At 71.4% G+C, this 20,318-nt stretch carries 20 protein-coding genes; 8 read left to right on the top strand and 12 right to left on the bottom strand.

Annotation, left to right across the window (positions count from 1 at the left end; translation table 11 throughout):
• The first annotated feature begins 550 nt into the window (after positions 1-550).
• The 4 genes from ectA to thpD are packed head-to-tail and all read left to right on the top strand — an operon-like array spanning position 551 to position 3,687.
• A complete protein-coding gene (gene ectA / locus BLW57_RS29635; RefSeq protein WP_093478704.1) occupies positions 551-1,069 on the top strand; it encodes a diaminobutyrate acetyltransferase in 519 nt (172 codons plus the stop codon).
• A 13-nt stretch (positions 1,070-1,082) separates the two neighbouring features.
• Complete coding sequence (gene ectB, locus BLW57_RS29630; RefSeq protein ID WP_093478702.1) at positions 1,083-2,354, top strand: diaminobutyrate--2-oxoglutarate transaminase; 1,272 nt, start codon at positions 1,083-1,085, stop codon at positions 2,352-2,354.
• 20 nt (positions 2,355-2,374) lie between these two features.
• Positions 2,375-2,779, top strand: coding sequence for an ectoine synthase (locus tag BLW57_RS29625; protein WP_093478701.1), 405 nt, complete (start codon positions 2,375-2,377; stop codon positions 2,777-2,779).
• 5 nt (positions 2,780-2,784) lie between these two features.
• Positions 2,785-3,687: an ectoine hydroxylase gene (thpD, locus tag BLW57_RS29620; RefSeq protein ID WP_093478699.1), complete on the top strand. Its 903-nt coding sequence runs from the start codon at positions 2,785-2,787 to the stop codon at positions 3,685-3,687.
• A gap of 76 nt (positions 3,688-3,763) precedes the next feature.
• Here the strand turns inward: thpD and BLW57_RS29615 are convergent, their stop codons facing one another.
• Positions 3,764-4,825, bottom strand: coding sequence for an aminotransferase class V-fold PLP-dependent enzyme (locus tag BLW57_RS29615; RefSeq protein ID WP_093480948.1), 1,062 nt, complete (start codon positions 4,823-4,825; stop codon positions 3,764-3,766).
• A 95-nt stretch (positions 4,826-4,920) separates the two neighbouring features.
• The gene (locus BLW57_RS29610) at positions 4,921-5,643 is read right to left on the bottom strand and encodes a DsbA family oxidoreductase (protein ID WP_093478697.1); all 723 of its coding nucleotides are present in this window, start codon (positions 5,641-5,643) and stop codon (positions 4,921-4,923) included.
• Positions 5,644-5,798: 155 nt separating this feature from the next.
• On the opposite strand from BLW57_RS29610, the gene BLW57_RS29605 reads away from it, so the two are divergent.
• Positions 5,799-6,761: an SDR family NAD(P)-dependent oxidoreductase gene (locus BLW57_RS29605; protein ID WP_093478696.1), complete on the top strand. Its 963-nt coding sequence runs from the start codon at positions 5,799-5,801 to the stop codon at positions 6,759-6,761.
• Between the two features lie 227 nt (positions 6,762-6,988).
• On the opposite strand, the gene BLW57_RS29600 is transcribed toward BLW57_RS29605, so the two are convergent.
• Complete coding sequence (locus BLW57_RS29600; protein WP_093478694.1) at positions 6,989-7,597, bottom strand: DUF1349 domain-containing protein; 609 nt, start codon at positions 7,595-7,597, stop codon at positions 6,989-6,991.
• Positions 7,598-7,647: 50 nt separating this feature from the next.
• A complete protein-coding gene (locus tag BLW57_RS29595; RefSeq protein ID WP_093478693.1) occupies positions 7,648-9,177 on the bottom strand; it encodes an aldehyde dehydrogenase (NADP(+)) in 1,530 nt (509 codons plus the stop codon).
• A 156-nt stretch (positions 9,178-9,333) separates the two neighbouring features.
• On the opposite strand from BLW57_RS29595, the gene BLW57_RS29590 reads away from it, so the two are divergent.
• From BLW57_RS29590 to BLW57_RS29580, 3 genes are all read left to right on the top strand, one after another.
• Complete coding sequence (locus BLW57_RS29590; protein WP_093478691.1) at positions 9,334-10,107, top strand: IclR family transcriptional regulator; 774 nt, start codon at positions 9,334-9,336, stop codon at positions 10,105-10,107.
• Positions 10,108-10,172: 65 nt separating this feature from the next.
• A complete protein-coding gene (locus BLW57_RS29585; protein ID WP_093478690.1) occupies positions 10,173-10,643 on the top strand; it encodes a GNAT family N-acetyltransferase in 471 nt (156 codons plus the stop codon).
• Positions 10,644-10,735: 92 nt separating this feature from the next.
• Positions 10,736-12,190 carry a peptidoglycan D,D-transpeptidase FtsI family protein gene (locus BLW57_RS29580; protein ID WP_093478688.1) on the top strand — a complete coding sequence of 485 codons (1,455 nt, stop codon included), beginning with the start codon at positions 10,736-10,738 and terminating at the stop codon, positions 12,188-12,190.
• 69 nt (positions 12,191-12,259) lie between these two features.
• On the opposite strand, the gene BLW57_RS29575 is transcribed toward BLW57_RS29580, so the two are convergent.
• The 8 genes from BLW57_RS29575 to BLW57_RS29540 all read right to left on the bottom strand — a co-directional run bounded on the left by BLW57_RS29575 (position 12,260) and on the right by BLW57_RS29540 (position 20,316).
• A complete protein-coding gene (locus BLW57_RS29575; RefSeq protein WP_093478687.1) occupies positions 12,260-13,711 on the bottom strand; it encodes an NCS2 family permease in 1,452 nt (483 codons plus the stop codon).
• Between the two features lie 189 nt (positions 13,712-13,900).
• Entirely contained in the window at positions 13,901-14,698 is a 798-nt protein-coding gene (locus BLW57_RS29570) for an HAD family acid phosphatase (RefSeq protein WP_093478685.1), read from the bottom strand.
• 247 nt (positions 14,699-14,945) lie between these two features.
• On the bottom strand, positions 14,946-16,679 hold the full coding sequence (gene araD, locus BLW57_RS29565) for an L-arabinonate dehydratase (protein ID WP_093480947.1): 1,734 nt from the start codon (positions 16,677-16,679) through the stop codon (positions 14,946-14,948).
• A complete protein-coding gene (locus tag BLW57_RS29560) occupies positions 16,676-17,587 on the bottom strand; it encodes a dihydrodipicolinate synthase family protein (RefSeq protein WP_093478684.1) in 912 nt (303 codons plus the stop codon). The genes araD and BLW57_RS29560 overlap by 4 nt, the downstream gene beginning before the upstream one ends.
• The gene (locus BLW57_RS29555) at positions 17,584-18,261 is read right to left on the bottom strand and encodes a GntR family transcriptional regulator (RefSeq protein WP_093478682.1); all 678 of its coding nucleotides are present in this window, start codon (positions 18,259-18,261) and stop codon (positions 17,584-17,586) included. Before BLW57_RS29555 ends, BLW57_RS29560 begins: the two co-directional genes overlap by 4 nt.
• 132 nt (positions 18,262-18,393) lie before the next feature.
• Entirely contained in the window at positions 18,394-19,155 is a 762-nt protein-coding gene (locus BLW57_RS29550; protein ID WP_093478681.1) for an MBL fold metallo-hydrolase, read from the bottom strand.
• 119 nt (positions 19,156-19,274) lie between these two features.
• Entirely contained in the window at positions 19,275-19,652 is a 378-nt protein-coding gene (locus tag BLW57_RS29545; RefSeq protein WP_093480946.1) for a hypothetical protein, read from the bottom strand.
• A gap of 70 nt (positions 19,653-19,722) precedes the next feature.
• Positions 19,723-20,316, bottom strand: a complete 594-nt coding sequence (locus tag BLW57_RS29540; RefSeq protein ID WP_093478679.1) for a TIGR03086 family metal-binding protein — start codon at positions 20,314-20,316, stop codon at positions 19,723-19,725.
• Between the last annotated feature and the right edge of the window lie 2 nt (positions 20,317-20,318).

The following is a 20,318-nucleotide window of genomic DNA, read 5'->3' as shown; positions in this document are numbered from 1 at the left end:
CGCAGACACGGCACCCGGGTATCGCCACCCTGGCTCACCTGACCGAGGGCCCCTGCAGCCCCCGATCGGTCGGCCGGGCCCCGGCCGACCGTGCACCGGCGACGGCGATCGCCAGGCCGGGTGAGCCGGCATCCCGGACGTCACGGGCGCCGCATGGGCGGTGAGATCTCCGGGGGCGGCGGCTCTTCGCGAGGGGCGGAAGCTGTTCGCCGGGCGGAGCCGAGGAGTATGCCCGGCACGACGGGCGGGCCCGCGCATTCTGCATGAACGAATCGGCGAAACCAGCGGCTCGTGAATTCAATTCAATTTCACAAACTCCGCCAATTCTTCGGACGATAGCTTCCCGTCTTCTTCTGCCCGCTTTCCGCGGAGCTAAACGGGGAAGTTTTCCGGCGCGTTTCGGACGGTTTCCGTGTTGTGACACACTCCACAACGAGACACCTTTGCCCCGATTTTCCGTGGGGTAATACGGGCATTTCCCCCAACCCCCTGCGCGGCACAGCGGAACCGCCCGTGCAATTTCTAATTCGCCTCGCTAAATTCGTGCCGCATGACTGCCGCACCCGCAGACCTTCTCATCGACCGACCGGCGATGACCGACGGAGCCACGCTCTGGCGTCTCGCCCAGGACTCGAAAACCCTCGACCTGAACTCTTCGTACAGCTATCTGCTGTGGTGCCGGGACTTCGCCGGCACCTCGGCGGTGGCGCGTGGTGCGGACGGAGAGCCGGTCGGCTTCATCACCGGCTATGTGCGACCGGACCGTCCCCGGACGCTGCTCGTCTGGCAGGTGGCCGTCGACTCCGCATACCGGGGTCACGGCATCGCCGCCGCCCTGCTCGACGGGCTGACCGCACGGCTCACCGCCGAGCTCGGCATCACCGAGGTGGAGACCACGATCACCCCCGGCAACACCGCCTCCGAGCGCCTGTTCACCTCGTTCGCCGCCCGGCACGGCGCACAGGTCGACCGCGAGGTGCTGTTCGGCGCCGACCTGTTCCCGGACGGCCCGCACGACCCCGAAGTCCTGTACCGCATAGGCCCGCTGACCGACTCCACCCCCCACTGAGGAGCGAATCACCGTGACCATCACCCAGCCCGACCTCAGCGTGTTCGAGACCCTCGAGTCCGAGGTCCGCAGCTACTGCCGCAGCTGGCCCGCCGTCTTCGACCGTGCCCAGGGCAGCCGCATGTACGACGAGGACGGCCACGCGTACCTCGACTTCTTCGCCGGCGCCGGCTCACTCAACTACGGCCACAACAACCCGGTACTGAAACGGGCGTTGATCGACTATCTGTCCCGGGACGGGGTCACCCACGGCCTGGACATGTCGACCACGGCCAAGCGGTCGTTCCTGCAGACCTTCCAGGACCTGGTGCTGCGCCCGCGCGACCTGCCGTACAAGGTCATGTTCCCGGGCCCGACGGGCACCAACGCCGTCGAATCGGCGCTGAAGCTGGCCCGGAAGGTGAAGGGCCGCGAGGCGATCGTGTCGTTCACGAACGCCTTCCACGGGATGTCCCTCGGCTCCCTCGCCGTCACCGGCAACGCCTTCAAGCGCGCCGGCGCCGGCATCCCCCTGGTGCACGGCACCCCGATGCCGTTCGACAACTACTTCGACGGCAAGGTCCCGGACTTCCTGTGGTTCGAGCGGCTGCTGGAGGACCAGGGCTCCGGCCTGAACAAGCCCGCCGCCGTGATCGTGGAGACCGTGCAGGGCGAGGGCGGCATCAACGTCGCCCGGCCCGAATGGCTGCGCGCGCTGAAGGAGCTGTGCGAGCGGCAGGACATGCTGCTGATCGTCGACGACATCCAGATGGGCTGCGGCCGCACGGGCGCCTTCTTCTCCTTCGAGGAGTCGGGGATCACCCCCGACATCGTCACCGTGTCCAAGTCGATCAGCGGCTACGGCCTGCCCATGTCGCTGTGCCTGTTCCGGCCCGAGCTGGACGTCTGGGAGCCCGGCGAGCACAACGGCACCTTCCGCGGCAACAACCCGGCGTTCGTCACGGCCACCGCGGCCCTGGAGACGTACTGGACCGACGGCTCCGCCATGGAGAAGCAGACCCGTACCCGCGGCGAGCAGGTCGAACAGGCGCTGATCTCCATCACCGAGGAGAACCTCGCCGATGTGAAGGAGTACCGCGGACGGGGACTCGTGTGGGGTCTCGAATTCCGTGACAAGGACAGGGCTTCGCGGGTCGCCCGCCGCGCCTTCGAGCTCGGGCTGCTCATCGAGACGTCCGGCCCGGAGGGCGAGGTCGTCAAACTGCTGCCCGCCCTCACCATCACCCCCGACGAGCTGGACGAGGGGCTGAGCATCCTCGCCCGTTCCGTCCGTGAAACCGTCTAGCAAGGAGGAAGTACAGCACCGTGATCGTCCGATCGTTCAAGGACATCGAAGGCACCGACCGGCACGTCAAGGCGAAGTCCGGCACGTGGGAGAGCAAGCGCATCGTCCTCGCCAAGGAGCGGGTCGGCTTCTCCGTGCACGAGACCATCCTGTACGCCGGTACCGAGACGTCGATGTGGTACGCCAACCACATCGAGGCCGTCGTGTGCACCAGGGGTGAGGCCGAACTCACCGACCACGAGGCCGGGAAGACGTACACGATCACGCCCGGCACCATGTACCTCCTCGACGGGCACGAGCGGCACACGCTGCGCGTCAAGGAGGACTTCCACTGCATCTGCGTGTTCAACCCGCCGGTCACCGGGCGGGAGGACCACGACGAGAACGGCGTCTACCCGCTGCTCACCGAGCCCGAGGAGGTGTGACACCCATGACCACTGTCACCGACCTGTACCCCACCCGCGGCACCAGCGAGGTGACCGTCCCCCGGCAGGACCCGGTCGTCTGGGGCTCCCCGGACACGCCGGGCCCGATCCCGACCGCCGATCTCCAGGCGTACGAGCGGGACGGCTTCCTCGCCGTCGACCAGCTGATCACCCCGGACGAGGTCGAGGTGTACCGGCGTGAGCTGGAACGCCTGGTCACCGACCCGGCGATCCGCGCCGACGAGCGCTCGATCGTCGAGCCGAAGTCCAAGGAGATCCGCTCGGTCTTCGAGGTGCACAAGATCAGCGAGGTCTTCGCGAACCTGGTGCGCGATCCCCGGGTGGTCGGCCGGGCCCGGCAGATCCTCGGCTCGGACGTGTACGTCCACCAGTCCCGGATCAACGTCAAGCCGGGCTTCGGCGCGAGCGGCTTCTACTGGCACTCGGACTTCGAGACCTGGCACGCCGAGGACGGCCTGCCGAACATGCGCACGGTGTCCGTCTCGATCGCGCTGACCGAGAACTTCGCCACCAACGGCGGGCTCATGATCATGCCGGGCTCGCACCGGACGTTCCTGGGCTGCGCCGGCGCCACGCCCGAGGACAACTACAAGAAGTCGCTGCAGATGCAGGACGCGGGCACGCCGTCCGACGAGGCGCTGACCGAGCTGGCGAGCGAGCACGGCATCCGCCTGTTCACCGGCAAGGCCGGCTCGGCGACCTGGTTCGACTGCAACTGCATGCACGGCTCCGGCGACAACATCACGCCGTTCCCGCGCAGCAACGTCTTCATCGTGTTCAACAGCGTGGAGAACACGGCGGTGGAGCCGTTCTCGGCTCCGGTGCGCAGGCCGGACTTCATCGGCGCGCGCGACTTCACCCCGGTCGGGCAGACCCCGGTGAAGTGACCCCCCGAGCACCGGGCCGGGGCCTCCTCGTGTGGGACGGGAGGCCCCGGCCCGGTCGTGTCCGCGGCCGGCCGGATCAGCCGGACAGGGCGTCCAGCAGGCGGTCCACGTCCGCGGCCGTGTTGTAGAGGTGGAAGGACGCCCGCAGGTTGCCCGCGCGGTCCGAGATCTCGATGCCCGCCTCGCTCAACTCGGGCTGCCGAGCGCCGAGTCCGGGCACCGAGACGATCGCCGAGCCGGGGGCGGGCACGGGCTTGTGCCCGAGGTCCGCGAGCCCCGTCCGGAAGCGGTCGGCGAGGGCGACGTCGTGGGCGTGGATCGCGGACACCCCGAGTTCCTCGACGAGATCCAGGGAGCGGCGCAGGCCCGCGAGGGTGAACAGGGCGTGGGTGAGGTCGAACCGCCTTGCGGAGCGGGCGAGTTCGTCCACCGGGCCGTAGCAGCTCTCCCAGGGCCTCTCGCCCGCCGTCCAGCCCGCGAGCACCGGCCGCAGCCCGCCGAAGTCCTCGGGAACGGTGAGGAAGGCCGTTCCGTGCGGGCCCATCAGCCACTTGAAGGAGACGGAGGCGGTGAAGTCGTACGCCCCCGCGTCCATCGGCAGCCAGCCCGCCGCCTGGGAGAAGTCGACGTAGGTGCGTGCGCCGTGCTCGCGGGCGGCCGCGCACAGGGCGGGCAGGTCGGCGAGGCGGCCGTCGGCGGACTGGGCGGCGCTGACCGCGACGAGCGCGGTGCCCGGCCGGACGGACTCGGCGATCCGCTCCAGCGGGACCGTGCGGACCAGGAGGTCGCCCCGGACGTGGAACGGGTTGAGCACGGAGGTGAAGTCGTCGTCGGCGGTGAGGACTTCGGCGCCCGCGGGCAGCGAGGCCGCGATCACCCCGGTGTGCGCGGCGACGGAGGCGCCCAGCGCGACCCGGCCGGCCGGTACGCCGGCCAGCCGGGCGTACGCGGCCCGGCAGGCCTCGACGTCCTCGTACAACGGGGTCAGCGGCCGGCCCTCGGCACGCAGCAGCGCCGCCTCGTGGAGGGCGGCCACGGTACGGGCGGGCAGCAGGCTGTTGCTGGCGGTGTTGAGGTAGGTGCTCTTCGGGGCGAACTCGGCGCGGACGAGGCTCTCGAACGTCTCCGTGGTCTCCATGGGACCACTCTGCGGTCCCGCGAAGTCCCCGTCCATTGCGAAATTTTGCGGGGATCCGCTTAGGGATCCTTATACATGCCCTCCGACCTGCGGTTTCAGCCGTGCTGCGGGACCGCGCAGCCGTCCGGGCCGCACGCCTGGGCGTCGTCGCCCTCGTCGATCAGCCGCAGCGGGGAGCGCTCGCCCCAGGCCTGGCTCAGCGCCTGGGTGAAGACCTCGGCCGGCTGCGCGCCGGAGACGCCGTAGGTGCGGTCGAGGACGAAGAAGGGCACGCCGTTGGCGCCGAGCTGGGCGGCCTCGCGCTCGTCGGCGCGGACGGCGTCGGCGTACGCGTCGGGGTCGGCGAGCACCGCGCGGACGCGGTCGGCTTCCAGTCCGGCCTCGACGGCCAGCTCCACCAGGCGCTCGTCGCCCTCAGTGAAGACGGACCGCTCCTCGGCGAAGTTGGCCCGGTAGAAGGCCTGGATCAGCTGGTCCTGCCTGCCGTGCTCCCTGGCGAGGTGCAGCAGGCGGTGCATGTCGAAGGTGTTGCCGTGGTCGCGGTCCCGGGTGCGGTAGTCCAGGCCCTCGGCGGCGGCCTGCGCGCCCAGGTTGTCCTCGCCGGCCTGGGCCTGCGCCTCGCTCATGCCGTACTTCCCGGTCAGCATGGTGATCACCGGCTGGACGTCGCCCTTGGCGCGGCCCGGGTCCAGCTCGAAGGAGCGGTGCACCACCTCGACCTCGTCGCGGTGCGGGAAGGCAGCAAGCGCCTTCTCGAAGCGGGCCTTGCCCACGTAGCACCAGGGGCAGGCGATGTCGCTCCAGATCTCGACGCGCATTCTCCGGCTCTCTCACGGTCGTACGGGCATGGAGGCTCTCTCCGCCCGGTGCATGAACCTTCAAACAGCGCGCTTCATTCCCCGGCCCCGCCTCACCCGTCCGGCCCGGGGCTCCGCTTGACTTCGAGAGCACTCCAATTCGTAGCGTTCCGGGCATGAGCACTGCACAGCACAAGATCGGTTCCGGTTTCGGCGCCACCAGCACCGCCGACGACGTCCTGCGGGGCGTCGACCTGACCGGGAAGCTCGCCCTCGTCACCGGCGGCTACTCGGGCATCGGCCTGGAGACCACCCGCGCACTGGTGAAGGCCGGCGCGCACGTGGTCGTGCCCGCCCGCCGTCCGGCCACCGCCGAGCAGGCGCTGGCCGGACTGTCCGGCGTCGAGCTCGACGAGCTGGACCTGGGCGACCTGGACAGCGTGCGCGGCTTCGCCGAGCGGTTCCTCGCCTCCGGACGGACCCTCGACATCGTGATCGACAGCGCCGGGATCATGGCGTGCCCGGAGACCCGGGTGGGGCCCGGCTGGGAGGCCCAGTTCGCCACCAACCACCTCGGTCACTTCGCCCTCGTCAACCGGCTGTGGCCGGCGATCGCACCGGGCGGCGCCCGCGTCGTCTCCGTGTCCTCGCGCGGCCACCACTTCTCCGGCATCCGGTGGGACGACGTCCACTGGCGGCGGGGTTACGACAAGTGGGAGGCCTACGGCCAGGCCAAGACCGCCAACGTCCTGTTCGCCGTCCATCTCGACCGGCTCGGCCGGGACTCCGGTGTGCGCGCCTTCGCCCTGCACCCCGGCGGCATCATCACCCCGCTGCAGCGGCACCTGCCCAAGGCGGAGATGGTCGAGCGCGGCTGGATCGACGAGGACGGCAACCCGCTCAACCCCGAGGGCTTCAAGACCCCGCCGCAGGGCGCGGCCACCCAGGTGTGGGCGGCGACCTCCCCCCAGCTGGACGGTCTCGGCGGCGTCTACCTGGAGGACTGCGACATCGCGGAGCCCGCCACCGAGGGCGAGGAGCGCACCGGCGTCAAGGCCTGGGCGACCGACCCGGAGCAGGCGGCACGGCTGTGGGCGCTGTCGGCGGAACTGACGGGCGTCGACGCGTTCGCCGCCTAGCGGACGGCAGGGGCCGTACGATCCTGACCGGCGTACGGCCCCTGGGCCCGAGGCCGGGGCACCACCGCGTCGAACAGGGGCCGGCCGTCCGTCTCCGACGGTCCCGCAGACACTCCCGGTCCGGCAGGCGGCACGCCGCGCCCTCGTCGAAGCAGCCGTCGGCCACCACCCGGTCGGGCGCCGGCCGGGACAGCAGACGCAGCCGGCCGATGCCGGTGCTCCCTGCCTCAGCTGCCGTCTCTCAGGTCGCTCGGCCAGGCGGGACGGAACTCGACGTGGTCGTAGGTGACCACGCAGCCCTCCCCCAGCGGGGACTGGGTCATGAAGCCGACCAGCGCGGCGCCCGTCTCCTTCTCGTCGCCCAGGGTGAAGAGCCGGACGAAGGTCCAGCGCCGGCCGTCGCGGGAGGCGTGGAAGGCGAACGACCGGCCGGTCCGGCTGACCCGCAACCACGCCGAGCTGCCGTCCACGGTGAAGGAGTTGGCGTCGTCGGAGTGTCCCCGGGTGACCACCGTGCAGACGGTGGGCACGTCCGGGGAGTACTCCAGGCACAGCTTGGCCCAGGCCCGTTCACCGACGTGGACATAGAGGACCCCGGCGTCGAACGCGGCGCGGAATCCCACGGTGACGCGGGCGATCAGCTGGAAGTCGCCCTCGGGCGCGCCCAGCAGCCGGGGCGCGTCGGAGGCCGGGTCGAGGGCTTCGCCGGTGGGCGTGACGAACCGGTCCTGCCGGGGGCCCGCCCATCCGGACAGCACACCGTCCTCGTGGAACCAGTGCCCGTCGGGCCCGTACGTGCGAAGCGGGAAGGGCAGTTCGGGAAGTTCCACGTCCATCGTCCGATTGTCGCAGCAGCACGTTCGCGCCGGGCCGGGCCCCCGCGGGCCTACCGCTCCAGCACCCCGTCGAACCGCCGGGGCAGTCCGAGGGGGTTGTCGTCGCGCAGTTCCCTCGGCAGCAGGGCCTGCGGCGCGTTCTGGTAGACCACCGGCCGCAGCCACCGCTCGACGGCCGTACCCCCCACGGAGGTGGACCCGGAGGTCGTCGCGGGGTACGGACCGCCGTGGTGCTGGGCCGGGGCCACTGCCACGCCGGTGGGCCACGCGTTCACGACCACGCGCCCGGCCAGCGGGGTCAGCTCGGCGAGGATCTCCGGGCCCCGCCCCTGGCCGGCGGCCTCCTCGGAGGAGAGCTGGACGGTCGCGGTGAGGTTGCCCGGCAGCCGGGACAGCACGGTCGCGGCCTCCGTCTCGTCGGAGTAGCGCACGACCACGGTGACCGGCCCGAAACACTCCTCCAGCAGCAGGTCGTAGCCGCCGCCCTCGGTCAGCCGGTCCGCCGGCACCGTCAGGAACCCGGCGCTGACCGTGTGCTCGCCGCCCGCGCCCGGGGGCACGGGGGACTCGACGCCCGCCAGGGCGGCGCGCTCGCTCACCCCGGCGACGAAGTTGTCCCGCATCCGGTGGTCGAGCAGCACCCCGGCGGCGGTGTCGCCGACCGCGTCGGTGAGGGACTTCACCAGCCGGTCGCCGCCCGCGCCGGACGGCACCAGGACCAGACCGGGCTTGACGCAGAACTGGCCGACGCCGAGGGTCATCGACCCGGCGAGCCCGCCGCCGATCTCCTCGGCGCGCTCGGCCGCCGCCGCCTCGGTCACCAGGACCGGGTTCAGCGAGCCGAGCTCGCCGTGGAACGGGATGGGCACGGGGCGCGCGGCGGCCGCGTCGAACAGGGCCCGGCCGCCCCGGACGGACCCGGTGAAGCCGGCGGCGGTGACCAGCGGGTGCTCGATCAGCCGGACGCCCGCCTCGAAGCCGTGCACGAGTCCGACGACGCCCTCGGGGATGCCGTGCTCGGCGGCGGCCCGGCGCAGCACCCCGGCGACCAGCTCGGACAGTGCCGGGTGGTCGGGGTGGGCCTTGACGACGACGGGACAGCCGGCGGCCAGGGCGCTGGCGGTGTCGCCGCCCGCGACGGAGAAGGCGAAGGGGAAGTTGGAGGCGGAGTAGACCGCGACGACGCCGAGCGGGACCTTGTAGCGGCGCAGGTCCGGGACGGGCGGGGTCGCGGTGTCGTCGGGGTGGTCGATGATGACGTCGAGGAAGGCGCCCTCGTCGACGATGTCGGAGAAGGCCCGCAACTGGTAGGCGGTGCGGGCGAGTTCTCCGGTGAGCCGGACCGGGCCGAGGGCGGTCTCGGCGTCGGCGGTCCCGATCAGGACGTCCTTGGCCGCGTCCAGGCCCGCGGCGGCCGTGCGCAGGAACGCGGAGCGCACCGCGCGGTCGGCGAGGGCGGCGCGGGCGTCGTGGGCCGCGCGGACCGCCGCGTCCACCTCCTGGGCCGTGGCCTCCACCCCGACCTGTTCACGCTGCTTCCCGGTACGCGGGTCGACACTCCAGACTGGTGCTGCTGTCACCGCGGGTCCCTCCCAGTAAGGCCGCAATTCCTCGGTCACCCATCAGCCGCGTTCGATATACTGAACACTGTCTCTGATGATGAATTTCCTGCTCGGAGACTATATATCTGGGTCCTCACATATCCAGGTCCTCGTCGAACGAAGGGGTCAAGGGCGATGACGGCAGGCGACGCAGGCGGCGGGGCGCAGGTCAAGTCCGCGGTACGGACCGTGGAACTGCTGGAGTACTTCGCCGGCCGGCCCGGCATGCACTCCCTCGCGGCCGTGCAGGAGGCGGTGGGGTACCCCAAGTCCAGCCTGTACATGCTGCTGCGCACCCTGGTGGAGCTCGGCTGGGTGGAGACGGACGCGACGGGCACGCGGTACGGCATCGGGGTGCGGGCGCTGCTCGTGGGCACCTCGTACATCGACGGCGACGAGGTGGTGGCCGCCGCCCGGCCGACCCTGGACCGGCTCTCCGACGACACCACGGAGACCATCCACCTGGCCCGCCTCGACGGCATCAACGTGGTCTACCTGGCCACCCGCCAGTCCCAGCACTACCTGCGCCCCTTCACCCGCGTCGGGCGCCGGCTGCCGGCCCACTCCACCTCCCTCGGCAAGGCGATCCTCGCCACGTACACCGACGAGCAGGTGCGCAAGCTGCTGCCGGAGACGCTGCCCGCGCTCACCGAGCACACCCTCACCGACCGCGAGGAGCTCATCGAGGAGCTGCGCCAGGTCCGGGAGCAGGGCTTCGCGGTCGACCGCGAGGAGAACACCCTGGGCCTGCGCTGCTTCGGCGTGGCGATCCCCTACCGCACCCCCGCCCGCGACGCCATCAGCTGCTCGGTCCCGGTGGCCCGGCTGACCCCCGCCCACGAGCAGCTGATCAAGGACGCGCTGTTCGACGCCCGTGACCGGCTCGCGCTGGCGACGCGCAGGCTCTGAGGGGATGCCGGCCGGGCCCGCGGGGTCGTAGGCCCGGCCCGGGTCACGTCGTAGGCTCGGGAGCCATGGAGATCGTGCTGCGGGCCGTGGAGGACGCCGATCTGACGGTGTTCTTCCGGCAGATGACCGACCCGGAGGCCGCCCGGATGGCCGCGTTCGGCACACCCGATCCCGGTGACCGGGACGCCTTCGACGTCCGCTGGAAGCGGCTGCTGGCCTCATCCGACGTGGTGCGCACGGTCCTGGCCGACGGACGGGTGGCAGGCAGCACGGCGGTCTACGGCGAGCCGGGCGAGCGCGAGGTGACGTACTGGATCGACCGCGCGTACTGGGGGCGGGGCGTGGCCACGGCCGCCCTGCGGGCCCTGGTCACCGAGGTGCCCGAGCGGCCTCTGTACGCGCGGGCGGCGGCCGACAACGCGGCCTCGCTGCGGGTGCTGCAGAAGTGCGGGTTCCGTGAGACGGCCCGCGCCCGGGGGTACGCGAACGGGCGCGGCCGAGAGATCGACGAGGTCGTCCTGGTCCTGGCGGACTGATCATCGCGCACGGGGCCGGGTGTCTGAAGCCTCGATGAGAATGCGGTGAAATCGGGAACGTCCGCCCCGGTCCCACTCGTCTTCCGAGCGGGATGAACAAGACGATCAGGCGGGCGTCCGTCTTCACGCTGCTGCTCGTGCTCGCTCTGCTGGGCAGGGCGACATGGGTGCAGTTCTACGACGGCAAGGCCCTCGCGGACGACAACGACAACCGGCGGAACGCGATCGAGACCTACTCGCGGCCGCTCGGGAACATCATCGTGGCCGGCGACGCGATCACCGGTTCCACCCGGACGAAGGGCAGCGACCTCGCGTACAAGCGGACGTACAAGAACGGCAGTCTCTACGCGGCCGTGACGGGCTACGCCTCGCAGGCCTACGCCCCCACCCAGCTGGAGGGCATCTACACCGACCTGCTCAACGGCACCGATCCGCAGCTGAAGACCGTGATGGACACGGTCACCGGCCGGCGTGCCGAGCCGGGCGACGTGCTGACGACGATCGACCCGGCCGTGCAGAAGGCGGCGTACAGGGCGCTCGGCGGCAACAAGGGCGCGGCGGTCGCGATCGACCCGAAGACCGGCAAGATCCTCGCCTCGGTCTCGACGCCGTCGTACGACCCCGCCTCGCTCACCGACGCGAACACGGCCGGGAAGGCCTGGAAGTCCCTCAACGCGGACAAGGACAAGCCGCTCACCAACCGCGCGCTGCGTCAGCCGCTGCCGCCGGGCTCGACCTTCAAGCTGGTCGTGGCGGCGGCCGCGCTGGAGGACGGGCTGTACAAGAACGTGGACGTGCCCACCGACAGCCCCGACCCGTACACCCTGCCGGGCACGGTGCGCGAGTTGCCGAACGAGAGCAAATCGGCGCCGTGCAAGAACGCTCCGATCCGGGAGGCGCTGCGGTACTCGTGCAACAACGTCTTCGGTCACATGGCGGTCCAGCTCGGCCAGGACAAGGTGAGGGCCATGGCGGAGAAGTTCGGCTTCAACGAGCAGGAGCAGGACGTCCCGGTACGGGCCCACCCGAGCGTCTACCCCTCGGACATGGACGAGGCGCAGACGGCGCTGTCCGGTATCGGCCAGTTCGACGTCACCGCGACCCCGCTGCAGATGGCGATGGTGTCCGCGGCGATCGCCAACGGCGGCAAGCTGGTCTCCCCGCACATGGTCTCGCAGATCACCGACAGCGGCGGCGAGGTGCTGAAGGACTACGACGACAGCGCGGACAGCGAGGAGATCGTCAGCTCCTCGACGGCCGAGCAGCTCCAGTCGGCCATGGAGACGGTCGTCAAGGACGGCACGGGCACGAACGCGCTGATCGACGGGGTGACGGTCGGCGGCAAGACCGGTACCGCCCAGCACGGTGAGAACAACAGCAAGACGCCGTACGCCTGGTTCACCTCGTACGGCAAGTCGGACGGCAACGGCAAGGAGGTCGCCGTGGCGGTCATGGTGGAGCAGTCGGACGCGGCGCGCTCCGAGGTCTCCGGCAACGGTCTCGCGGCGCCGGTGGCCAAGGCGATGATGCAGGCGGCGCTGAAGTAGCGCCCCGTGGCGGGTGGGCGCGATCGGCCACGGCGGACCGTGGCCGATCGCGCGGCTCCCTCACGTCCCTCACTTCACCCCGAGGATCTGCTCCACCGGGTCGATCGCGAAGTACACGAGGAACAGGGCCGAGACGCCCCACAGCAGCCAGTTGACCTCCCGTGCCTTCCCCAGCACCGCCTTGATCACGACGTAGGACAGGAAGCCCGCGCCGATGCCGTCGGTGATGGAGTACGTGAACGGCATCGCGGCGATGGTCAGGAACGCCGGGATGGCGATCTCGTAGCGGTCCCAGTCGATGTGCTTGACATGGGTCATCATCAGGAAGCCCACCGCGATCAGCGCGGGTGCCGCCGCCTGGAGCGGGACGATGGTGAGCAGCGGGGTGAGGAAGAGGGCGAGTCCGAAGAGGCCGCCGGTGACCAGGTTGGCGAAGCCGGTGCGGGCGCCCTCGCCGACACCGGCCGCGGACTCGATGTAGGCGGTGTTGGAGGAGGCCGAGCCGACACCGCCGGCGACGGCGGCCGCGCCGTCGATGAACAGCACACGGCCGATGCCGGGCACCTGGCCCCGGTCGTCGAGGAGTCCGGCCTCGGCGCTGATGCCGACGATCGTGCCCATGGCGTCGAAGAAGTCGGACAGGATGAGGGTGAAGACCAGCAGGACGGCGGTGAGGACGCCGGCCTTGGCGAAGCCGCCGAACAGACTGAAGTGACCGACGAGTCCGAAGTCGGGGGCGGCGACGATCGTGTCCGGGACCTTCGGGGTGGTCAGGCCCCAGCTCTTGATGTCGGCGGCGGCGTCGATGACGATCGCGACGACGGTCATCGTCACGATGCTGATGAGGATCGCGCCCTTCACCTTGCGGGCGAGCAGGGCGATGGTGAGCAGGACGCCGAGGCAGAAGACGAGGACGGGCCAGCCGGTGAGGCGTCCGACCGCGCCGAGCTGTACGGGCACGGTGCTGTGCGCGGCGTCCGGGATGCGGCTGACGAAGCCCGCGTCGACGAAGCCGATGAACGCGATGAACAGGCCGATGCCGACGCCGATGGCCTGCTTCAGCTGCTGCGGGATCGCGTTCATGATGGCCTTGCGCAGGCCGGTGAGGACCAGCAGGCAGATGACCAGGCCTTCGAGGACGACCAGGCCCATCGCGTCGGACCAGCTCATCAGCGGCGCGAGCTGGAAGGCGACGACGGCGTTGAGGCCGAGGCCCGCGGCGATCGCGAGCGGGAGGTTGCCGCCGACGCCCATCACGACGGTCATCACACAGGCCACCAGCGCGGTGGCGGTGACGAGTTGGCCGGTGTCGAGGGAGTGGCCGAACTTGTCCTTGGCGCTGCCCAGGATGATCGGATTCAGGACAAGGATGTAGGCCATGGTGAAGAACGTGGCGAAGCCGCCGCGTATCTCCCGGCCGAACGTGGATCCCCGCTCGGAGATCCGGAAGTACCGGTCGACGCCGTTCCGGGCGGGTGGCGCGGTGCTGGGACGCTGATCCACCTTCTGCGACTCGGACATGGTCCAACTCCTCGGTGCCTGGTGAGGGGTGTGCGGTTGCTGGCTGGATTGTTCCCGCGCCACGTCTGTTTCAGGTTGTCGCCGTGTTACGGAATGGACAGCGGGCGGCCCCGTCACCGGCACGGTGGGCCGGTGACGGGGGCCGGGCACGAGCGTCCGCTCAGGACCTGCGGCAGGCCGCCGGGGCGGTCAGGAGACGAAGTACGTCGGGTTGGGCAGCTTGTACCTGCGGTCGGCGTGGCCGCCGTCCAGGTCCGAGTACTGGTCGCCGAAGTTGGCGATGATCTCGTAGCCGAGGTCGTCCTCGATGTGCTTGCGGGTGCCGCCCTTGTACTGCACGGTCGTGCAGTTCCAGGTGCCCGGGGTGGCGCAGTCCTTCAGGTAGGCCGGCGGGTTGGCCTTGTCCTTGAGGAACATGTGGGCGGCGTCGAGGTTCACGTCGGCGCCGACCTTCTTCAGGTTCTCCACCGCGCCGGCCCGCTGGGCCTCGCTGAGGCCGGAGTTGTAGAAGACCTCGACGCCCTTGGACTCGGCGTACCGCACGAGCTCGGGGCTGCCGAAGACGGCCGGGCGGTCGGCCTTGTTCACGTAGTCGCTCCACGTGGTGGAGTTGTACGTGTAGTTGTAGCGCTTCTCGTAGTCGAGGCTGAGCAGCAGCGTGTCGTCGATGTCGAACACGACGGCCGGCTTCTCGCCGTGGCGGTGCGCCTTGCGGGCCGCCTTGTCGATGTAGCGCTTGGCGTCGGCGTCGATGTCCGCCAGGTCCTCGGCGTACGGGCTGTCCGGGGACGCCTGGTAGACGCCGTTGCTGTCGGCGGTGGTGCCGTAGTAGGTGTCGATGTCCTTGACCAGGAGCCCGATGTTGTAGGGCTCGTGAGTCGAGTTGGCCGTGGACTGACCGGCGGTGGCCGCGCCCGCGCCGTACAGGGCGGCACCGGCGACGACGCAGGCGGCGCCGGCGGCGGCCGCTCTGAGGGACTTCCGCATGGATTCTCCGGATCTGGTGAAAGTACGTGATGTACCAGGTCAGAGATTGTCTACGCGCATCACAACCACATCGCGAGCCCTGTTACCCGATCGATACGCACCCCCGCCGCCGACCGCACCACCACCGACCTGGAGCATTACATCCCCCTTGCCCACACATGGCGTTCACTTGACTGACCGTGTCCGGTTCCACAAGTGCCGGTCGCCATCGCGCCGTTCGGCAGCGGGACGCGAGCGCGGCCGGGGCTCAGCCGGCGTACGGGTCCGGTGTCCTGCCCGGGCGGGTGAGGAACTCGAAGTCGCAGCCCGTGTCGGCCTGGGTGATCTGTTCGTCGAAGAGGGCGCCGTAGCCGCGCTCGTACCGGGCGGGCGGCGGGGACCACTCGGCCCGGCGCCGCCGCAGCTCCTCGTCCGTCACGTGCAGACGCAGGCTGCGGGCGGCGACGTCCAGGGTGATCAGGTCCCCGGTGCGGACCAGCGCCAGCGGTCCGCCGACGTACGACTCGGGTGCCACGTGCAGTACGCAGGTGCCGTAACTCGTGCCGCTCATCCGGGCGTCGGAGATCCGGACCATGTCCCGCACGCCCTGCTCGAGCAGATGGCCGGGGATCGGGAGCATGCCGTACTCGGGCATGCCGGGGCCGCCCCTGGGGCCGGCGTTGCGCAGCACCAGGACGCTGTCGGCGGTGATGCCGAGCGCCGGGTCGTCGACGGTGCGCTGCATGGTCCGGTAGTCGTCGAAGACGACGGCCGGGCCGGTGTGCCGGAGCAGGTGCGGGGACGCGGCGATGTGCTTGACGACCGCGCCGTCCGGGCAGAGGTTGCCGCGCAGGACGGCGACCCCGCCCTCGCTCGCGACCGGATGGTCCCGGGTCCTGATGACGTCGTCGTCGTGCACGACGGCGCCCGCGATCTGCTCGCGCAGGGTGTCGCAGGTGACCGTCGGCCGGTCCAGGTGGAGCAGGTCGGGGATCCGGGACAGGAATCCCGGGAGGCCGCCGGCGAAGTGGAAGTCCTCCATGAGGTACGTCCGTCCGCCGGGCCGGACGTTGGCGAGGACGGGCACCGTGCGGGCGATGCGGTCGAAGTCGTCGAGGGTGAGCCGCACCCCGGCGCGGCCCGCCATGGCGATCAGATGGATCACGGCGTTGGTGGAGCCGCCGAGGCCGAGGACGGTGGTGACGGCGTCCTCGAACGCCTCGCGGGTGAGGATGCGGCTCAGCTTCCGGTCCCGGTGGACCAGTTCGACGGCGGTCATCCCCGCCCTGGCCGCCATCCGGTCGTGCCCGGAGTCCACCGCCGGAATGCTGGACGCACCCGGCACGGTCACTCCGAGCGCCTCGGCGGCGGCGGTCAGCGTGGACGCCGTGCCCATGGTCATGCAGTGGCCGGGCGAACGGGCCAGTCCGCTCTCCAGCTCGGTCATCTCGCAGTCGCCGATGAGGCCGGCGCGCCGCTCGTCCCAGTACTTCCACATGTCGGTGCCCGAGCCGAGGATCTCGCCGCGCCAGTGCCCCGGGAGCATGGGTCCGGCCGGTACGAACACGGCGGGCAGGTCGGCGGAGGCGGCGCCCATGAGGAGCGCCGGGGTCGACTTGTCGCAGCCGCCCATGAGCACCGCGCCGTCGACGGGATAGGAGCGCAGCAGTTCCTCGGTCTCCATCGCGAGCAGGTTGCGGTAGAGCATGGGGGTCGGCTTCTGGAAGGTCTCGCTTAGGGTGGAGACCGGGAACTCCAGCGGGAAGCCGCCCGCCTGCCACACCCCGCGCTTGACGGCCTGCGCGCGATCGCGCAGGTGGACGTGGCAGGGGTTGATGTCGGACCAGGTGTTCAGGACGGCGATGACCGGCTTGCCGAGGTGTTCCTCGGGGAGGTAGCCGAGCTGGCGGGTGCGCGCCCGGTGACTGAAGGAGCGCAGTCCCTCGGTGCCGTACCACTGGTGGCTGCGCAGTTCCGCGGGGTCGCGGCGCGGTGTGCTCATGTCGGCCATCCGGCGACGACGGCGGCGACCTCGGCACGCTCTTCCTCGGGCAGCGGACTGCTCGGCGGGCGGACGTCCCGGCGGCACAGGCCGAGCGCCGCGAGGGCCTCCTTGACGACGGTGACGTTGTCGGCGGAACGGTGGGCGGCGCGCAGTTCCTCGAAGCGGCGGATCCGCTCCCAGACATTCATGGCGGCCGGGTAGTCGCCGGTCCGGAGGGCTTCCAGCATGTTCCGTGAGACGGCCGGGGAGATGTTGACCAGTCCGGAGGTGAAGCCGGTGGCGCCCGCGGAGAAGTAGGACGGGGCGTACGGTTCGGCCAGACCGGCGACCCAGACGAAGCGGTCGAGGCCGGCGTCCCGGGCGAAGGCCGCGAAGCGTGCCGCGTCGGGGACGGCGTACTTCACACCGATGACGTTGGGGCAGTGGCCGGCGAGTTCGGCGAGGCGCGCGCCGGGCAGCCCGGCGTCGCGGATGTACGGCACCACGCCCAGCCCGGGTACGGCCTCGGCGACGGCGCGGTGGTAGTCGACCCAGCCGGCGGCCGACACGTAGGGGTGGACCGGCTGGTGGACCATGACCATCCGGGCGCCGAGGTCGCGGGCGTGCCGGGCGGATTCCGTCGCCGTGGGGAGGTCGTGCCCGACCCCGACGAGGACGACGGCGCGGTCCTGTGCCTCCTCGAGGGTCGTCTCGGTGACCAGGCGGCGTTCTTCGGGGGTGAGCGCGTAGAACTCGCCGGTGTTGCCGTTGGGGGTGAGGGTGGTGACCCCGCCGTCGAGCAGGCGGCGCAGCAGCACCCGGTGGGTGCCGGTGTCGACGGAGCCGTCCGCGGCGAAGGGGGTCACCGGGATGGCCACCACGTCGGCCAGGGCCGCCCGTTGCGTCTCGAAGGTGTGGGTGCTCATCGTCGGCCCTCCTCCGGCCGGGGCCCGGCGTCCGGGGGGAAGGCCCGCTCCACGAACGAGGCGATGTGCGCGTGAAGGGCGCTCGCGGCGCCGTCCGCGTCGCCGCCGAGGGCGAGCCGCAGGATCTCGCGGTGCTCCGCGGCCTCCCGCTCCCAGGACGGGTCGGCCGCCCAGGCGGCGGCGGAGACGAGCGCGGCCTGGTCGCGGACCTCGTCCAGCATCCGGCCGAGCAGCGGGTTGCCGCACGGCAGGTAGAGGGCGCGGTGGAACTCCCGGTTGGCCAGGGAGCGTTCGGCGGTGTCGCCGGCCTCGTCGGCGCGGGTCAGCGCGTCGCGGGCGGCGTCGAGGGAGGTGCCCCGCCGGACGGTCCGTCGAAGGGCCTCGGGTTCCAGCAGCAGCCGTACGTCGTACACCTCGCGCGCCATGTCCGCGTCCACCGTGCGCACGGCGACGCCCTTGTACTGGTTCATCACGACGAGACCGGTCCCGGCGAGGGTCTTCAGCGCCTCCCGTACGGGGGTCTTGGACACCCCGAACTGCGCGGCCAGTTCCGACTCGACCAGCGCCCGGCCGGGCGTCAGTTCTCCCGTGAGGATGCGGTGTCTGATCGCGTCCAGCACGTACTGCGTGCGCGAGGGGATCGGTGGGGGCACAGAGGCCGTGCGGGAGGTCATGGCGTCCTCTCGGATCTCACCTGGCGTGTCTCATATATGACGTATGAAGTACGACGCGTTGAAGATAGGAGGGGGCCCGGCTTTCGTCAATGCCTCTGACAAAAGGACGCCGGCGCGGTACCGGGAGGACGCTCAGAGGGTGTGGAGGTCGCCCTCGACGGCCATGCGTGTCGGCCGGCCGAATACGGCGCCGGCGCGGGCTGTCGCCGACTCGCGGGTCAGCGTGGGGCCGACATGGGTGACGAGCAGTTCGCGCACCCGGGCGTCGTGGGCGACCCGGCCGGCGTCCTCCGGTGTCAGGTGCACCGGGTGCGGGCGTCCGCCCTCGCGATGCACGTCGACGTCCGCCTCGCAGAGGAACAGGTCGGCCCGGGCGGCGATTTCGGCGAGAGCCCGACAGGGTCCGGTGTCCCCCGAGTACGCCAGCACGCTGCCCTGGGACTCGGCGCGCAGCCCGTACGCCTCCGTGTCGTGGACGACGGCCCGCGCGGTCAGGCGGAGGTTCCAGTGCCGGACGTCGCAGCCGTCGTACAGGGCCCGGAAGTCGAAGACGCCCTTCAGGAAGTCGACGTCGGCGCGGCCGAAGAAGCCCGCGAGGCGCCGCGCGCAGTCCTGCGGGGCGTACAGCGGGATCGGCGCGGGCGGGGTCACGCCGCCGAAGGCGAACGCGTAGGCGGCGGACAGCAGGTCGGCGCTGTGATCGGCGTGCAGGTGAGAGATCCAGATCGCGGTGAGCCGCGCCGGGTCCGTGTGCCGCTGCAGCGCGGCGAACGTCCCGGGCCCGGCGTCCACCCACACCTCGGCGCCCCCGCCGGACACCAGGTACCCGGAGCAGGGCCGGTCCGGCCCGGGGTGGGGCGAGGCGGTACCGAGGACGGTGAGGGTGAGCGGCATGGAAGGGAGCGTACGACGCCGACCGGCCGGACCCCCGCCACTCCGGCAAACGGAACACCGGTTGCCGGATCGGGCGGATCCCGGCGGTGCCGTGCCGCAGGGGGGCGCGGCCCGGCCGGTCAGGGGGCGGGAAGGGTGAACACCAGGAACAGCACGGCCAGCGGGGGCACGAGCGCGGCGAGGGCCGCCCAGACCCGCGCCGCCGACCAGCGGCGCTTCCAGGGCAGCAGCCAGGCGGCGAGCAGGGCCCCGAACGTGATCGGGCCGCCGATGCGCAGGATGCCGTAGATCCAGGCCAGTGCGGTCTGGAGGGCGGTCGAGCAGTCGTCGGGGCCGCAGCTGTCCGTCGCCATGGCGGACAGCCCGCCGAAGAGCAGGGCGAGGGGGCCGAGCGGGACCATCAGGGCCGTCGCGGCCGTCGGGGCCACCCAGGCCCGCGGGTCCCGCTCGTCCCCGGCCGCCGCGCCCCGGACCGTCGTGCGGTGCGGTGTCGTCATGGGGTCAGTGAACCGGCGCCGGGTGGCCCACCGCACCGGCCCGGGTACTCATGCCGAGCCGAGCGGATACTCAGCCGCGCGCCCCCGGCCGCCAGCCCGGGTCCCGCCCGCTCAGGCCTACCGCCCGGTCCAGCAGCGGTGCGTCCGCCGGGACCGGGACGACCGGGCCGAAGATGCCGCCGCCGCGGCTCGGGTCGTCGGCCGCGGCTTGCAGGAAGCCGTGGGCGGACGCGAGGGCGTCCGGGTCGGGGGCGTAGGGCACGCCGACGGCGCGGGCCAGGTCCCAGCCGTGGATCACCAGTTCGTCCGCGACGACGGCGCCCGCCACCGCACCCGGCAGGTCCACCCCGCCGGCCCGGGTGTCACCGGTCCAGGCGGCCGGGTCGCGCCAGGCGTCGGCCAGCTCGTCCAGCGCCTTGGGCAGTTCCGCGCGCCAGCCGGGGCCGATGTCCGGCAGGGTGGCGTTCGGGTTGGTGTCGGTCGTCGCCCCGAAGTCCTTGCGGGCGGCGTCGCGGAAGGCCACGGAGAGATGCAGCAGATGGCCGAGCAGGTTGCGTACCGCGAGATCCGGGCAGGGGGTGGCGTCCGCAAGCCGGTCGTCGGGCACGGACTCGGCGAGCCCCGCGAGGATCCTGGTCTGCGGGCCGAGGTCCACCATGGTCATGG

This window comes from Streptomyces sp. 1222.5, from assembly GCF_900105245.1.
GTDB lineage: Bacteria > Actinomycetota > Actinomycetes > Streptomycetales > Streptomycetaceae > Streptomyces > Streptomyces albidocamelliae.
Note: the sequence above shows the minus strand (reverse complement) of the source record. Positions and strands in the feature narration are given on the sequence as shown.

What these genes read in the sequence shown, in the direction of transcription:
- ectA (WP_093478704.1), top strand. Translation starts at nt 551, where the DNA reads ATGACTGCCGCACCCGCAGACCTTCTCATCGACCGACCGGCGATGACC.
- thpD (WP_093478699.1), top strand. Translation starts at nt 2,785, where the DNA reads ATGACCACTGTCACCGACCTGTACCCCACCCGCGGCACCAGCGAGGTG.
- BLW57_RS29615 (WP_093480948.1), bottom strand. Translation starts at nt 4,825, where the DNA reads ATGGAGACCACGGAGACGTTCGAGAGCCTCGTCCGCGCCGAGTTCGCC.
- BLW57_RS29610 (WP_093478697.1), bottom strand. Translation starts at nt 5,643, where the DNA reads ATGCGCGTCGAGATCTGGAGCGACATCGCCTGCCCCTGGTGCTACGTG.
- BLW57_RS29605 (WP_093478696.1), top strand. Translation starts at nt 5,799, where the DNA reads ATGAGCACTGCACAGCACAAGATCGGTTCCGGTTTCGGCGCCACCAGC.
- BLW57_RS29600 (WP_093478694.1), bottom strand. Translation starts at nt 7,597, where the DNA reads ATGGACGTGGAACTTCCCGAACTGCCCTTCCCGCTTCGCACGTACGGG.
- BLW57_RS29590 (WP_093478691.1), top strand. Translation starts at nt 9,334, where the DNA reads ATGACGGCAGGCGACGCAGGCGGCGGGGCGCAGGTCAAGTCCGCGGTA.
- BLW57_RS29585 (WP_093478690.1), top strand. Translation starts at nt 10,173, where the DNA reads ATGGAGATCGTGCTGCGGGCCGTGGAGGACGCCGATCTGACGGTGTTC.
- BLW57_RS29580 (WP_093478688.1), top strand. Translation starts at nt 10,736, where the DNA reads ATGAACAAGACGATCAGGCGGGCGTCCGTCTTCACGCTGCTGCTCGTG.
- BLW57_RS29575 (WP_093478687.1), bottom strand. Translation starts at nt 13,711, where the DNA reads ATGTCCGAGTCGCAGAAGGTGGATCAGCGTCCCAGCACCGCGCCACCC.
- BLW57_RS29570 (WP_093478685.1), bottom strand. Translation starts at nt 14,698, where the DNA reads ATGCGGAAGTCCCTCAGAGCGGCCGCCGCCGGCGCCGCCTGCGTCGTC.
- araD (WP_093480947.1), bottom strand. Translation starts at nt 16,679, where the DNA reads ATGAGCACACCGCGCCGCGACCCCGCGGAACTGCGCAGCCACCAGTGG.
- BLW57_RS29560 (WP_093478684.1), bottom strand. Translation starts at nt 17,587, where the DNA reads ATGAGCACCCACACCTTCGAGACGCAACGGGCGGCCCTGGCCGACGTG.
- BLW57_RS29555 (WP_093478682.1), bottom strand. Translation starts at nt 18,261, where the DNA reads ATGACCTCCCGCACGGCCTCTGTGCCCCCACCGATCCCCTCGCGCACG.
- BLW57_RS29550 (WP_093478681.1), bottom strand. Translation starts at nt 19,155, where the DNA reads ATGCCGCTCACCCTCACCGTCCTCGGTACCGCCTCGCCCCACCCCGGG.
- BLW57_RS29545 (WP_093480946.1), bottom strand. Translation starts at nt 19,652, where the DNA reads ATGACGACACCGCACCGCACGACGGTCCGGGGCGCGGCGGCCGGGGAC.
- BLW57_RS29540 (WP_093478679.1), bottom strand. Translation starts at nt 20,316, where the DNA reads ATGACCATGGTGGACCTCGGCCCGCAGACCAGGATCCTCGCGGGGCTC.